Source organism: Gracilibacillus halophilus YIM-C55.5, assembly GCF_000359605.1.
In the GTDB taxonomy this organism is placed as follows: Bacteria; Bacillota; Bacilli; order Bacillales; family Amphibacillaceae; genus Gracilibacillus; species Gracilibacillus halophilus.
The window spans coordinates 286,905-300,418 of record NZ_APML01000019.1 but is presented as its reverse complement, the minus strand read 5'-3'; the positions used below and the strand labels follow the sequence as shown (position 1 = coordinate 300,418).

Here is a 13,514-nt window from a genome sequence, read left to right as displayed (position 1 = left end):
CCCTCCTACAACATTTATGGGATGTTTGCTTTTATAATAGTTAATGTAGCATGAAAACCGTTTTGCAACAAGTGAACAGTTATCTACAAGGACTTGTTTATAACTTGTGCATAAAAATGTTAGAAGTTGTATGAACATTGTTATCTTGCGTGTGGAATCTGTGAATAAGGTTATCCACAGAAGAAATTTGGTAAAAATTTGTCGAACGATTATCCGAATAATTGCAAAAAACATGACTCAAGAATCAATCAGCCATGAAATCCATCATATCTCTGTGATTATATGAACGATCATTTTTATAACCGTGCAAGAGACGAGAATTTCTTCATAATTGACAAGAATAATTGTATATCATAGAGGAGGCATGGTAGGATAGTACAAGGTATAGAATGAACGAATTGTGTAGAGGGTGGACAATCATTGCTGAAACGTTTTTTACCAAATGAGCATGTGAAAAGTATATTTGATATTACTCCTGAACGGTTGAAAAAGCTAGGAATTGAAGGAGTGATTACGGATCTTGATAACACATTAGTCGCTTGGGACGTGAAAGATGCAACAGATGAAGTGAAGCAGTGGTTTCAACACATGAAAGACCATGATATTCAAGTGACGATTATTTCAAATAATGATGAAGAGCGAGTAAGTGTCTTTTCTGGACCATTAGAGGCACCATTTGTATATAGCGCACGAAAACCGTTTAGTCGTGCTTTTAAAAATACAGCGAAACAAATGAACTTATCAAAAAAGAAAGTTGTCGTCATTGGTGATCAATTATTAACCGATGTATTAGGTGGAAATATGGCAGGATTTTATACAATTCTAGTCGTACCAATTGTTGAAACTGATGGAAAAATAACACGAATCAATCGCATGATCGAACGTCGAATTTTAAATTGGATGCGAAAAAAAGGCATGATTACATGGGAGGAACGATAGATGGAAGTAAGATATTGTGACGGATGTGGTGCTCGATTACAATCAGAAGATCCAAATGCTAGTGGTTACGTACCAACGAGCGCTTTACAACAAGAAGACGTGATTTGTAAACGATGCTTTCGTTTAAAACATTACAATGAAGTACAAAGCGTTGAATATAGTGATGATGATTATTTAACAATGATTCAAGAAATTCACAAGACAAAGGGGCTCGTTGTGAAAATTGTCGATATATTCGATTTTAACGGTAGTTTTATTTCTAGTTTGCAACGCTTAACTGGCGATAATCCGATCATTCTCATTGGAAACAAAGTCGATTTACTTCCAAAATCAACTAAGCGGAATAAATTGATTCAATGGATGAAAAAAACAGCTGCAGACTTAGGTCTCAAAGTCCAGGATGCTTTTTTAGTATCAGCGACTACAGGTGAAGGTTTTGACCAAGTGGAAACAGTCATTGAAGACATGAGAAACGAACAAGATGTGTATGTCGTTGGTTGCACGAACGTAGGAAAATCGACATTCATTAATCAACTAATTAACCGTACAAGTGGGATCGAAGACGCAATCACAACTTCCTATTTCCCTGGAACAACTCTCGGTTTTATCCAAATCCCGTTAGATGATCAAACGGCTTTGTATGATACACCAGGCGTTGTAAACCGTTCTCAACTCGTCCATTATGTGACAGACAAAGATGTAAAGAAGATTACACCTAAGAAAGAAATTAAGCCAAAAGTTTTCCAGCTTGAAGAACAACAGACACTGTTTTTAGGTGGTTTTGGACGATTTGATTTTGAAAAAGGTTTACAGCAATCCTTTATCTGCTATTTTTCCAATGAACTTTATATTCATCGAACGAAAATGTCCAATGCGGATGAGTTTTATCATAAACATGTCGGTGAATTGTTACAACCACCAACTGAGAAAACTTTAGAAACACTGCCACCACTTGTGAAGCAAGATATAAAAATACCGTTAGAGAAAACCGATATCGTGATTCCGGGACTTGGATGGATTACGATCGCAGAGGGTGGTGTAACCGTATCCGTTCACGTACCAAAAGGTGTACAAATTTCGATACGAAAGGCATTAATTTAACGATCGAAAAGGAGTTGTCGAGATGGCTTACAAATTAGGATTAATTGGACATCCGATTGAACATTCACTATCGCCATGGATTCATCAGCAATTTATGGATGTAGCGAATATAGATGGGGAATATAAGTTATATGAGGGGGATCATGCAAAATTACCCGAAGTAATCCAACAATTGCGTGATCACCGTATTGATGGCTTTAACGTGACAGTTCCATACAAACAAGTCATCATCGATTATATAGATGAACTAGATCCAGCGGCTAAAGCGTTAGGTGCAGTTAATACCGTCGTGAATCAAAATGGTACATGGAAAGGGTATAGTACAGACGGAGAGGGATATGTACGATCTATGAAAGAGCAGTTCCCGTCACTTTTAAATGAAGCGTCATCTGTGTTAATATTAGGTGCTGGCGGAGCTGCACGTGGCATCTACCGAGCATTCATCCAACAAAACGTAAAACGGATAGATATCGCGAACCGATCAGAACAGCGTGCCAACGGTTTACTTGAACTAAGACAAGATCCTACTGTGTCAACCGTTTTAACGTTGCAACAGGCAGAATCGCAATTAAACGAATATGATTTGATCATTCAAACAACGTCTGTCGGAATGAAACCCAATACGGATGAGCAAATTATTCGATTGGATCACTTACATCCAGATACTATAGTGAGCGATATCGTTTATCAACCGATTACGACAGCACTATTAAAAGATGCTAAACAACGTGGAGCAAAGATTCATCACGGCCATGCGATGTTGTTGTATCAAGCACAACTTGCCTTTGAGAAATGGACTGGCACGAATCTAGATGTCGGTCACCTTGTTGATGAACTCGAACGAAAATTAAGAGGTGAATAACTTGCATTTAACCGGAAAACAAAAACGTCATTTACGCGCACAAGCGCATCATCTGAATCCAATTTTTCAAGTGGGAAAAGATGGTGTGAATGATAATATGATCAATCAAATTGCTGAAACATTAGAAAAACGTGAATTAATCAAAGTTTCTATTTTACAAAATTGTTTTGAAGATAAACAAGATATTGCCGATGAATTATCTGAAGGAACAGGTGCTACGGTCGTACAAGTGATTGGTCACACGATTGTGTTATATAAAGAATCGAAGGAGAATAAGCAAATCGAACTACCGTAAAGGTGTGAAGAATAATGAAACGGATTGGCATTTTTGGTGGAACATTTGATCCTCCGCATTATGGCCATTTAGTGATGGCAGAGCAAGTGTATCAGCATTTATCATTGGATGAAGTGTGGTTCATACCTTCTTATCAGCCACCACACAAAGCTAATGCGAAAACAACTGGCGAGGATCGAATCGAGCTTACAAAAGCAGCAATTGCTGATCATCCTGATTTTTATTTAAATACGATTGAAGTCGAACGCCGAGGTAAGTCATATACAATGGATACGATTCGTGAACTGAAAGAAATACATCCGCACGATGATTTTTATTTTATCATTGGTGGTGACATGGTCGAATTTTTGCCGAATTGGCACCAAATTGATCAATTAATCGAGCAAATTACATTTGTTGGTGTGAAGCGACCGGGTTTCTCAGTGGATACACCTTATCCAGTGAAAGAAGTAGAAATGCCTTTGATTGATATTTCATCAACTATGATTCGCGATCGTATTCAAAAGCGCCAATCCATTCGCTATTTAACACCGCCTGCGGTGATTAAACAAATCGATAATGCGAAGTTATATTTATAAAACAACTCGTCATAACATGTAACAACGGAAGGAGAAATGAACATGGAACGCACCGAAGCACTAGCCATTGTCGAGAAACAATTGAAGCGCCCTCGTTATGAACATACGATTCGCGTCATGGAAACGGCGCTTGAGCTAGCAGAACTCTATGGTGCTGACCAAAAGAAGGTGGAGCTTGCCGCTATTTTTCACGATTATGCCAAGTACCGTGATTCGGAAGAGATGAAACGCTGGATCATTTCAGAAAAATTGCCACAAGATTTACTTGATCATCATGTGGAACTTTGGCACGGCCCAGTGGGTTCAAAAATGATTCAAAAAGAAGTAGGTATTTACGATGAATCTATAGCCAGTGCCATTTACTGGCATACAACAGGTACTGATTTAATGGGATTAATGGACAAAATCATATTTATTGCCGATTATATTGAACCTGGGCGTGATTTTCCTGGTGTTGAAGAGGTACGTGAGATGGCCTATCACGATTTAGATGAGGCTTGTTGGATGGCTGCAAAAAACACGATCCAATTTCTCATGAGTCAACAGGCACCGATCTATCCAGATACAATGAAATTATATAATAAAAAAATGATGTATAAAGGGTAATGTTTTAACTATATTTAGGGAGGAAATTGAATGGAAAGTAAGCAATTCGTCGACCAAATCGCAAAAGCGTGTGACGACAAACGAGCAGAAGGAATCGTCATCCTTGATATGCAAGAGGTATCTTTAATGGCCGATTATTTTCTTATTTGCGACGGATCTAATGAACGCCAAGTGCAGGCCATTGCACGTGAGGTGAAAGATGTTGCAGATAAAGAGGCCATTGATGTGAAACGCATGGAAGGTTTTGATCAAGCTCGTTGGGTGTTGGTCGATTTAGGCAATGTGGTGTGCCACATTTTCCACCAAGACGAACGTCATTATTACAATTTAGAAAAACTATGGGGAGATGCCCCACAATTAGAAGTGAATTTATAAGAGGCGAAAGCATATGCCATATTCAAAATTAGCATACGTATATGATGTATTAATGGAAGATGCCCCTTATGATGAATGGCAAACATTTATCAACGACTCGATTACTAAGTACAACCCGCATGCAGAAACTGTGCTCGATCTTGGCTGTGGAACGGGAGAAATGAGTATACGTTTATCGCAAGAAGGCTTTCGAGTGACTGGTGTTGATAATTCCGAGGATATGCTTAGTTATGCGCAAGATCAAGCCAATGATCAACGCGCGAATGTGGAGTATCTGCAACAAGACATTCGTCATTTAGAAGGTTTCATGGATTATGATGTGATCACAAGCCTCTGTGATGTGATCAATTACATCACAGAGGTAACGGATCTTCAAGCGGTATTTACGAATGTAGCTAAGGCATTATCAAAAGATGGTGTCTTCATTTTCGATGTACACAGTCCGCGTTACATTGATGAAGAAATGGTCGGGGGAACGTTTGCCGAAATCTATGATGACTTGAGTTATCTTTGGCTTTGCGAAGCTGGTGAGGAAAAAGGTGAAGTCATTCACGATCTTACCTTTTTTATAGAAGATGAGGATACTGGTCTTTACCAGCGATTTGACGAGACGCACATTCAGCGAACCTTTCCTGTTTGGAAATATCGCTGGTTACTCGAACAAGCTGGTTTACAAATCAAAAGCATCCATGCCGATTTTTCTGTTGAACCAACCCAACATCCCGAAATGGGCGACCGTATCTTTTTCGTCTGTATGCATCAATCCAACAGGTGAAAAACTGTCACGCTAGAAAAACGATACCACGGCATTAAAAACCACCGACGAATCGGTGGTTTTTATTATTGCATGCCAATAACGAAAAACCAAGATATCGGTAACAGAATAAATACAATACATAACCCTGTGAACATGTATTTAGCATATTGATCACGGTGGACGCCTCTTCTTAATTCCCATAGACCTAATGTAATAAAGTATAGTCCAATCATTAATAGACCGATCTCCAATAATATGGGTATGAACATTAACATTTCAAGTCCCTCCATTAAACCCAGAGATTAGTAAATCAGGAACGGTTGTGTTTGAAATGGGATCTGATATGAACGTGACAGAATCAACACTACAAGCGCAGACAGGATTCTGGGGTACCGAGCGCATTGAAATCAGTTTGAAATAATTCACGATGAGGAAAGCAGGATGTAAAAATCCTCGAGCAAGCTTATCATTTACCTGAGGATTTTGATATTCAGTCACAGTTTCCGAATCTTGGATTTATCAAAGATCCACTTTGCGTTGAATTAATCATACAAGCGCCTGTGTCACACCGCGTAAAAGAATCGATCTTCAGTGAGGATCAACAAATTGAAGAACTTGATCATTATGCGATCCGTTTTAAGGCGACTTTAAATGGTAAACAATCGATAAAAAAGTGGATCCTCGGCATGGGCATCAATGCAGAAGTAATCGCACCTGAGTCATTAAAAGAAGAAATAAAAGCAGAATTGCAAATGATGCTTAAGATGTATATGAAATCTCAAGACACGCCCATTTGATAGCCCATCGTTTAATTCTATCGAACACATGTAGTATAATAGCCATATTGTCTAGGATTATAAAAAATGGGTGATATTTAATGAAAAATAAATTACAAGTCTTAAGCGATCGATTAAATGATATTAGTAGAAGCAATCGTTCGATCCGCTTATTGAAAATGTATAATAAATGGACGTTTGACTTAAGTCAATTAATCAAAATAGATAAAAATCCAATGGAAATGTTACAAGCATTACTCAATCATCAACCGAAACAGCTGTTGAAAGAAAAAGCAGATGACGAACGTGTATTATCACTGTCACGTAAATTAACAACGCTTTATCGCAATATTCGTTCCATTGAAGAGGAAACTGGATTATATGATCTGTATTTAGGATTTCCAATCATTGAAGGCGCAATGTCAGATGGAACTTATGTAAGAGCTCCTTTGTGCTTATATCCGATTCGTTTAGATAGAAAAAAGAAAAACGGCATCGAATGGCATGTTGAGCCAATTGATGATCAGTCGCCTCAAATCAACCGTACATTATTTCTCGCTATGCAGAAGTTAAGTAACTTTCATGTACCAGAATCACTGTTCGAACATGAGGAAACCGACGCTCAATCGATTGATTTAGAAAAATGGCGCGATTGGCTCAATCGTCATGAATTCAGTGCAACGACTCAATCATCCGATCAACTCAAGACTGTTGAAACCTATACGAAAGAGGAAATTCCTCAGTTTCAGCCAGGTTCTTTTCGTTTAAATCAACAAGCAGTTATCGGACACTTTCCACAGGGAGATTCAGCACTGTTACGTGATTACGAAAAGTTTGTCGAAATGATAGAAGAGGGAGAAGAGGATTTAGGTATTGTGTCTGATTTTCTTGATATAGACGTACAAGGAAATGAGCCATCCGTAGATAATTTACCAACGAACTCGAATCCATCTTATCAAGAAAAAATGGAACAAGAGAAAAAGAAGTGTTATGTATTAGATACCGATGCTTCTCAAGAACGCATGATGGATGAGCTGAATCACGAAAAAGGAATGGTGGTTCATGGCCCGCCTGGCACAGGGAAATCACAAGTGATCGTCAACATGATTTCAAATGCAATGGCTAATGGGCAACGGGTGATGCTCGTCACACAAAAACGTGCAGCCTTAGACGTGGTATTTCAACGATTAGACACATTAGGGCTGTCTTCCAATGTGGCACTACTACATGATGAGAAGAATGATCGTAAGCCATTTTATCAGAAATTAAATGTTTTATTGAATCAAAATCCCTCTTATCAGGATCTAGATCAAGCATTTGAAGATCTTTCGGAAAAGATTATCAGTACAGAAGATCAACTGGATAAAATCGCCCAAGCGTTATTCGAAGTGCAACCTCATGGATACCGAGCTTATGACTTATATGGATTAAGTAAACCAGCAAAAGAACAAGATAGAATGATCTCGTTAGAAGGGATATTACAAGATATTCATAAGCAAAATCTTTCTGATATTTTACGCAAAATCAGCACCTATGGTAGCTACTATGAAACCTTTGGAAAGAGTCATCCGATAAGTGATCGAAAATCTTTTAGCGAATTAGAAGTAAAGGATCGGATTCAGATCATTGAAATTCTAGAAAAAGCGATCGAAGAAGCAGAGCAAAGTATCAGTCATTTGAATCATTTTGATGACGAAGCGATTACCCCGGCTTATAGTCAGCAAATCGATCGTAAACTAGAGAAAATCTATGATGATTTGCATGAGCGGGATCAAAAAACTTTACAAAAACTAAGATTATGGTTGTGGACCACATTTACTGGAAAAACAATTATTGATGAGTTACTCGACGGTAAAAAATTTAAAGGATTATCTTCGAAAGAATGGCCGAAATTACAAGAAAGTCTTACGATATTATATGATTTATCACAAGCGACAGAAGGATTATTCCAACAAATCGATGCTTTAGATCCTTATTTTGAATCGGAATCAATGCAAGGTTTAAAAACTCGCGTATCAAAAGGTGATATCCCATTAGACGTCTTACAGAAAAAACGAGCATATATCCAAGAATATTTTGATGATTTACGTGAGATGGATCGCTTGTATGATCATAGTGCGAAAGTGGTACAGGAATTAATTGATCGCTTGATTGAACGGAACTTATCTAGTAATGGACATATACCAGATGAGTGGACGGAAGTAGCCAAACAGTCAGCTTACATCCACTGGATTGATGAAATTGAGAATAAGTATCCGGATATTTCGATGATTGGAACAGGGGATTTTCAACAATTAACGGACGAATTAAAGCAGTTATTAGGAGAAAAACAATCACTAACGATTGATTTATTAACGAACCAAATGAATCAAATGATTGCTGAAGTAAAAGAACAACATCCAAAAGCAGTAAAAGATATGATTTATCAAACAGGAAAGAAACGTAATATTTGGCCTGTTCGTCGGTTCGTTAATGAATTCGCATTAAATGGATTACTTGATGTTATACCGGTCTGGTTGGTGTCACCTGAGATCGCTTCTGCAATTTTCCCATTAGAAGATAACATATTTGACCTTGTGATCTTTGATGAAGCATCTCAATGCACAGTAGAAAATGGTATGCCATCCATTTACCGAGGGAAGAAAATCGTTGTAGCTGGAGATGAACAACAGTTACCACCTACTTCATTATTTAAAGGAGCGGTGGACTCAGATGAAGACGACGATGAACAACCAGAATTTGAAGAATCACAGAGCTTATTAAACTTAGCGAAACGAGTGTTACCAAGCAGTTTGCTCGAATGGCATTATCGATCGAAGTCAGAGGAATTAATTAATTTTTCCAATCACGCATTTTATCATGGACAAATGCAAATCGCACCAAATGTAAATCACTTACAAGAACCTGCAGCCATTCAGTGGCATAAATCAAATGGTCGATGGATCAATCAACAAAATATCGTAGAAGCAGAAGATGTTGTAAAATTATTAAAACAGACATTAATTGAAAATGCTTCAAAATCGGTCGGAATCATTACATTTAACGCCAAACAACAGGCAGCGATTGAAGATATGATTGATCGCTATAGTGAAAATGATCAAGAATTTAGCGTTGTTTATGACCAAGTTATGAGTCGCGATTTAGATGAGAGAATTTTTGTCAAGAATATTGAAAATGTCCAAGGGGATGAACGAGATATCATCATTTTCTCAATCGCCTATGCCAAAAATAAAGAAGGAAAAGTGTATAATCGTTTCGGTACACTCGGACAAGAAGGTGGCGAAAACCGACTCAATGTGGCTGTCACACGAGCAAAAGAAAACATTCATGTCGTATCCAGCATTGAACCGCATGAATTAAATGTTACTAATGCTAAAAATATCGGACCAAAATTATTAAAATCTTATATGGAATATGCGCAAGCCGTTTCGAACGTAAACAAAGAAAAAATTGAAGCAACCTTAACGAATCTAAGTGGTGAAATCAATACAGCTAAACAAGAAGGGAGTTTGCATTTTGATTCACCATTCGAAGAAGAAGTATATGAAAAACTGACAGAAATCGGTTATTCTGTGGATACGCAAGTTGGAATGTCTGGTTATCGTATTGATTTGGCAGTCGTTGATCCGAATGATCGTACAAAATACGTCATTGGAATCGAATGTGATGGCGCCATGTATCATAGTTCGCCAGCCGCAAGAGAGCGAGATATCTACCGACAGCGTTTCTTAGAACAAAAAGGTTGGCGGATCGAACGCATATGGAGCCGTAACTGGTGGAAGGACTCTTCAGCTGAGATTGAGCGCATCGATCAACTTATTAAGCAAATGAGTCAAACCTCTGATCATGTACTGACTTGATTCGTTATCCGCGATTTTTCGAAAAAATAGGATGGCTTTTTGCGTTGAATTCCGAATGTGATGCGGATTACTCGGAAATCGAGATGCAGACAGAGGCAGATTTCCCAGTAAAATGGGGATTACCCGGAAATCGAGTAGTAGACAGAGGCGGATTTCCCAGTAAAATGCGAATTACCCGGAAATCGAGTGATAGACAGAGGCAGATTTCCCAGTAAAATGCGAATTACCCGAAAATCGAGTGATAGACAGAGGCGGATTTCCCAGTAATATGAGGATTACCGGGAAATCGAGGGGTAGGTAGAGTAGGATTTCCCAGTAATATTCGAATTACCCGGAAATCGAGTGATAGACAGAGGCAGATTTCCCAGTAAAATGTGAATTACCCGGAAATCGAGTGATAGACAGAGGCGGATTTCCCAGTAAAATGTGAATTACCCGGAAATCGAGTGATAGACAAAAACAGATTTCCCAGTAATCCTTAGATTACTGGGAAATTTCGCAATTTCGCTTATATTTTGATTAAAGAATTCATCAAGATGTATGTGCTTAAGTTATCTTTACATAATAGGTACCGGATTTTTTTCCTTTCATTGCATAATGCTTTTTAAATGGTAGCTTATTCTCTCATGAGTTAGCGGTAGATTGCACCAGTCATGAATGATTTCTGTAGTAACTTGTTGCTTAGGAAATAAAAACATAAATTCTTCGACATTTCGAATTAATGCATGCTGAAGTAGTTCTGAATTTCCGCAATGGGTACAGACACACTTTTTTCCTTGAATCGTATGGAGAAAAGAATCGCATGCTTTACATGGAATCCCTTTCTTTAATTGAGCGTAATCATAGGCTGGTAGCTGAATGTATGGGGATTCTTGAAGTTGTATAGATTGTAATTTCGTCATTATTTGTCTTTTTGCAGCATCAATGGAAATACTTTTATGAAATTGGCGCAAATATCGATTGATTTGAGTTGGTAATATAATTTGAGGATCTTTTGGAGCCTGGAAAATTGTGCATTCGGGATTTATGAAAACAACAGCTGATACTATAGGGATATTCCAATTTTGTTGTTGCAGCAATTGACGGAAAAGAGATTCAGTTCTTTTTAATTGAATAAGCGGATTATCCATCTCCTTACCCGAGTGAAGGTACAGTTTTTCGTTTTGATAATAAAACTCACCAGCATAATTTTTAATTTCGTACATGAACAATGTATCACTATGAAGAAGTAAGTGATCTAGTTGGAAGGATTTGTTTTGGTGGGATAGCCAAAGGTCTTTTAGTAGTAAAAAGTTGTTCGAGAATGGTTCAAGATATCGGTCAAACATAATTTCTCCTTGGTAGCCTCTATGCAATTTGTGGTATTTATACATTTCTTCCCTTGATAACGTTCGACGTCTAGAGAGATATTCGTATAGAATTAATTCACGAGGTTTTTTTCGAGTATTCAATTTATCATCCTTTCTTATTAAAATTAGAAGCGGCTGACCCAATTCAATAATACGTCTGTGGTCACCGCTTCTTGATACGATGAGTATTTACATTTGAAGAGTTTAATTATTTATTTGTAATTCTTGTTTAATTTTATGAATGTCCTCGTCGTGCTTAAAAACCATATCTTTTATATAATTATAATCACGTTTTGTAGCTTTGTCATTTAATGTATACATGACTTCTGAATGATACTCACTGATTCTGGCGGTTTGCTCTTGAATGGCATTTGTTTTTTGGTCGAGTCGATCAAACCGCTCATCCATGTAGTGTAGACGTTGATTCATCTTTATTTGTTCATCATTCATGCCATTGATACGTTCATCCATACTGCTAATATGGTTGTCCATATTACTAACGCGCTCATCCATACTGCTAATACGGTTGTCCATATTACTAACGCGCTCATCCATACTGCTAATACGGTCGTCCATATTACTAACACGCTCATCCATACTACCAATACAGTCGTCCATATTACTGATACGATCACCCATATTGTTCATTCGATTGTCTATACTACTGACCCGCTGATTCAAACTATTGACTTCGCCCTTCATCATCTTAACTTCATCTAAAATTTGCAACAAAAGTTTTTCCGACATTTCATCGCATCTCCTTACGTTCATATAGGGATATTATAGCATATTCGTAAAAGAAGAAATACCGGTTCTAAGAAGTAAATGCTGTGATGGAAGAATTGGTTGGAATTGAAAACATTAGGGAGCAAGAGGTTTATCTTCTAAGACGATACTCAAATTGATCAATACATTGCTTTATCACCTGCCTTTATTATGAATTGTTGAAGTATACGAATGTATGTTCTGTTTATTAGTATAACCCTATATCCTCGAGTAGGCAAGTCGTTGATAAAATTTTGACAAAAATCTTCCCAGTGCACGAAAAGTATAATCATTGCTTAACTTGCAAAAAGGTCTTTTGAATGATGTGAAAATTTTTGTAGATAGTTTGTATCAATTTTATTTTAACAATTCATAATCACTTCAATTATTTTCCTGTGTTGTGTACAATAAACACAGTTCATATTGGTTATAATCCCAAATTATTGTAGGATGTAAAAAATTAGATTGAAGTTAATTTTTATGTGGTATTTGGGAGGATTATCGATAGGGCAAAAGTATTAATTTCAAGACGGACTGGATTGGACAGGTCAACAAATAGACAAAAGTATGGAATGGACAAATGAAAAAGTTAAGTGCAAAAAAAGTTGGTGATACTGTCTCAGGGTTTTTGGGCAATATTGGGTCAGTGTTCGGATGATTTTACGAAAGTGAAATCTTATTCTAAGTGCTGTAATAATAAATGTAAAACGGAGGAGAATTATGAACGATAAAATCCCTATATATGGACATAAAGATAAGGGGAGGTTGGGTTATACAATACTATACGATAAGAACACAAAAAAGGTTTATAAAGTTTATCATAAAGAAATGAAACAAACCTGGTATTGGGCTTTTTTTTTCGCAACTATAACTATCCTGCAAATTATACAAAACATTGTAATACCAATAGAAAATTCAATTTATATGTTTGTGCTAATTATTGTAGGTACGTTTGTTAGCTTGTTAATAGGTGTAATTATTCACCGTAAGACGACAAGTGAATTGAAAGAAATATATCCAACAAATGAAGTGCTTCATGAATATTTAGAGAAAGGAAGGAATAAATTTAAATTCGAATTAATACTCATGGCTATTTTACTCTGCATTTCCGTTGGAAGTCTATTAGGATTTTTAACGAATCATGTATTAATTTTTATAATGATATATCTAATGTTTTGTATCGCAATAGGTATTTTAGGGAGTAATTTTTCAGTATTGAGATTTCAACTATATAAAAATGGATTTGATTAA

14 protein-coding genes are annotated in these 13,514 nt (G+C 37.1%); 11 read left to right on the top strand and 3 right to left on the bottom strand.

Annotated features, from left to right (window positions below):
• Positions 1–420: 420 nt before the first annotated feature.
• Genes J416_RS05955 through J416_RS05920 form a run of 8 tightly spaced genes read left to right on the top strand, consistent with a single transcriptional unit; the run spans position 421 to position 5,531 of the window.
• Positions 421–939: a YqeG family HAD IIIA-type phosphatase gene (locus J416_RS05955; protein ID WP_003466711.1), complete on the top strand. Its 519-nt coding sequence runs from the start codon at positions 421–423 to the stop codon at positions 937–939.
• Positions 940–2,040, top strand: coding sequence for a ribosome biogenesis GTPase YqeH (gene yqeH / locus J416_RS05950; RefSeq protein ID WP_003466710.1), 1,101 nt, complete (start codon positions 940–942; stop codon positions 2,038–2,040). It begins immediately after the preceding gene.
• 22 nt (positions 2,041–2,062) lie between these two features.
• A complete protein-coding gene (gene aroE / locus J416_RS05945) occupies positions 2,063–2,902 on the top strand; it encodes a shikimate dehydrogenase (RefSeq protein ID WP_003466709.1) in 840 nt (279 codons plus the stop codon).
• Position 2,903: 1 nt separating this feature from the next.
• A complete protein-coding gene (yhbY, locus tag J416_RS05940; RefSeq protein WP_003466708.1) occupies positions 2,904–3,197 on the top strand; it encodes a ribosome assembly RNA-binding protein YhbY in 294 nt (97 codons plus the stop codon).
• 14 nt (positions 3,198–3,211) lie between these two features.
• Positions 3,212–3,775: a nicotinate-nucleotide adenylyltransferase gene (locus tag J416_RS05935; RefSeq protein WP_003466707.1), complete on the top strand. Its 564-nt coding sequence runs from the start codon at positions 3,212–3,214 to the stop codon at positions 3,773–3,775.
• Between the two features lie 42 nt (positions 3,776–3,817).
• Complete coding sequence (gene yqeK / locus J416_RS05930; protein ID WP_003466706.1) at positions 3,818–4,381, top strand: bis(5'-nucleosyl)-tetraphosphatase (symmetrical) YqeK; 564 nt, start codon at positions 3,818–3,820, stop codon at positions 4,379–4,381.
• Between the two features lie 30 nt (positions 4,382–4,411).
• Positions 4,412–4,756, top strand: a complete 345-nt coding sequence (gene rsfS / locus J416_RS05925) for a ribosome silencing factor (protein WP_003466705.1) — start codon at positions 4,412–4,414, stop codon at positions 4,754–4,756.
• A 13-nt stretch (positions 4,757–4,769) separates the two neighbouring features.
• Positions 4,770–5,531: a class I SAM-dependent DNA methyltransferase gene (locus J416_RS05920; protein ID WP_003466704.1), complete on the top strand. Its 762-nt coding sequence runs from the start codon at positions 4,770–4,772 to the stop codon at positions 5,529–5,531.
• 65 nt (positions 5,532–5,596) lie between these two features.
• Here J416_RS05920 and J416_RS05915 read toward each other — a convergent pair whose 3' ends face one another.
• Positions 5,597–5,788 (bottom strand): hypothetical protein, encoded by a 192-nt coding sequence (locus J416_RS05915; RefSeq protein ID WP_003466703.1) that lies wholly within the window; start codon positions 5,786–5,788, stop codon positions 5,597–5,599.
• Positions 5,789–5,962: 174 nt separating this feature from the next.
• Between J416_RS05915 and J416_RS05910 the strand changes: the two genes are divergently transcribed.
• Positions 5,963–6,310, top strand: a complete 348-nt coding sequence (locus J416_RS05910; RefSeq protein WP_083875538.1) for a WYL domain-containing protein — start codon at positions 5,963–5,965, stop codon at positions 6,308–6,310.
• Positions 6,311–6,390: 80 nt separating this feature from the next.
• Positions 6,391–10,149, top strand: a complete 3,759-nt coding sequence (locus tag J416_RS05905) for an AAA domain-containing protein (protein ID WP_003466699.1) — start codon at positions 6,391–6,393, stop codon at positions 10,147–10,149.
• Between the two features lie 587 nt (positions 10,150–10,736).
• Here J416_RS05905 and J416_RS05900 read toward each other — a convergent pair.
• The gene (locus tag J416_RS05900) at positions 10,737–11,477 is read right to left on the bottom strand and encodes a nuclease-related domain-containing protein (protein WP_003466696.1); all 741 of its coding nucleotides are present in this window, start codon (positions 11,475–11,477) and stop codon (positions 10,737–10,739) included.
• Between the two features lie 225 nt (positions 11,478–11,702).
• A complete protein-coding gene (locus tag J416_RS05895; protein WP_003466694.1) occupies positions 11,703–12,245 on the bottom strand; it encodes a hypothetical protein in 543 nt (180 codons plus the stop codon).
• A 738-nt stretch (positions 12,246–12,983) separates the two neighbouring features.
• Between J416_RS05895 and J416_RS05890 the strand changes: the two genes are divergently transcribed.
• Positions 12,984–13,514, top strand: a complete 531-nt coding sequence (locus J416_RS05890) for a hypothetical protein (RefSeq protein ID WP_003466692.1) — start codon at positions 12,984–12,986, stop codon at positions 13,512–13,514.

What these genes read in the sequence shown, in the direction of transcription:
- yqeH (WP_003466710.1), top strand. Translation starts at nt 940, where the DNA reads ATGGAAGTAAGATATTGTGACGGATGTGGTGCTCGATTACAATCAGAA.
- aroE (WP_003466709.1), top strand. Translation starts at nt 2,063, where the DNA reads ATGGCTTACAAATTAGGATTAATTGGACATCCGATTGAACATTCACTA.
- J416_RS05935 (WP_003466707.1), top strand. Translation starts at nt 3,212, where the DNA reads ATGAAACGGATTGGCATTTTTGGTGGAACATTTGATCCTCCGCATTAT.
- yqeK (WP_003466706.1), top strand. Translation starts at nt 3,818, where the DNA reads ATGGAACGCACCGAAGCACTAGCCATTGTCGAGAAACAATTGAAGCGC.
- rsfS (WP_003466705.1), top strand. Translation starts at nt 4,412, where the DNA reads ATGGAAAGTAAGCAATTCGTCGACCAAATCGCAAAAGCGTGTGACGAC.
- J416_RS05920 (WP_003466704.1), top strand. Translation starts at nt 4,770, where the DNA reads ATGCCATATTCAAAATTAGCATACGTATATGATGTATTAATGGAAGAT.
- J416_RS05915 (WP_003466703.1), bottom strand. Translation starts at nt 5,788, where the DNA reads ATGTTAATGTTCATACCCATATTATTGGAGATCGGTCTATTAATGATT.
- J416_RS05905 (WP_003466699.1), top strand. Translation starts at nt 6,391, where the DNA reads ATGAAAAATAAATTACAAGTCTTAAGCGATCGATTAAATGATATTAGT.
- J416_RS05900 (WP_003466696.1), bottom strand. Translation starts at nt 11,477, where the DNA reads ATGTTTGACCGATATCTTGAACCATTCTCGAACAACTTTTTACTACTA.
- J416_RS05895 (WP_003466694.1), bottom strand. Translation starts at nt 12,245, where the DNA reads ATGTCGGAAAAACTTTTGTTGCAAATTTTAGATGAAGTTAAGATGATG.
- J416_RS05890 (WP_003466692.1), top strand. Translation starts at nt 12,984, where the DNA reads ATGAACGATAAAATCCCTATATATGGACATAAAGATAAGGGGAGGTTG.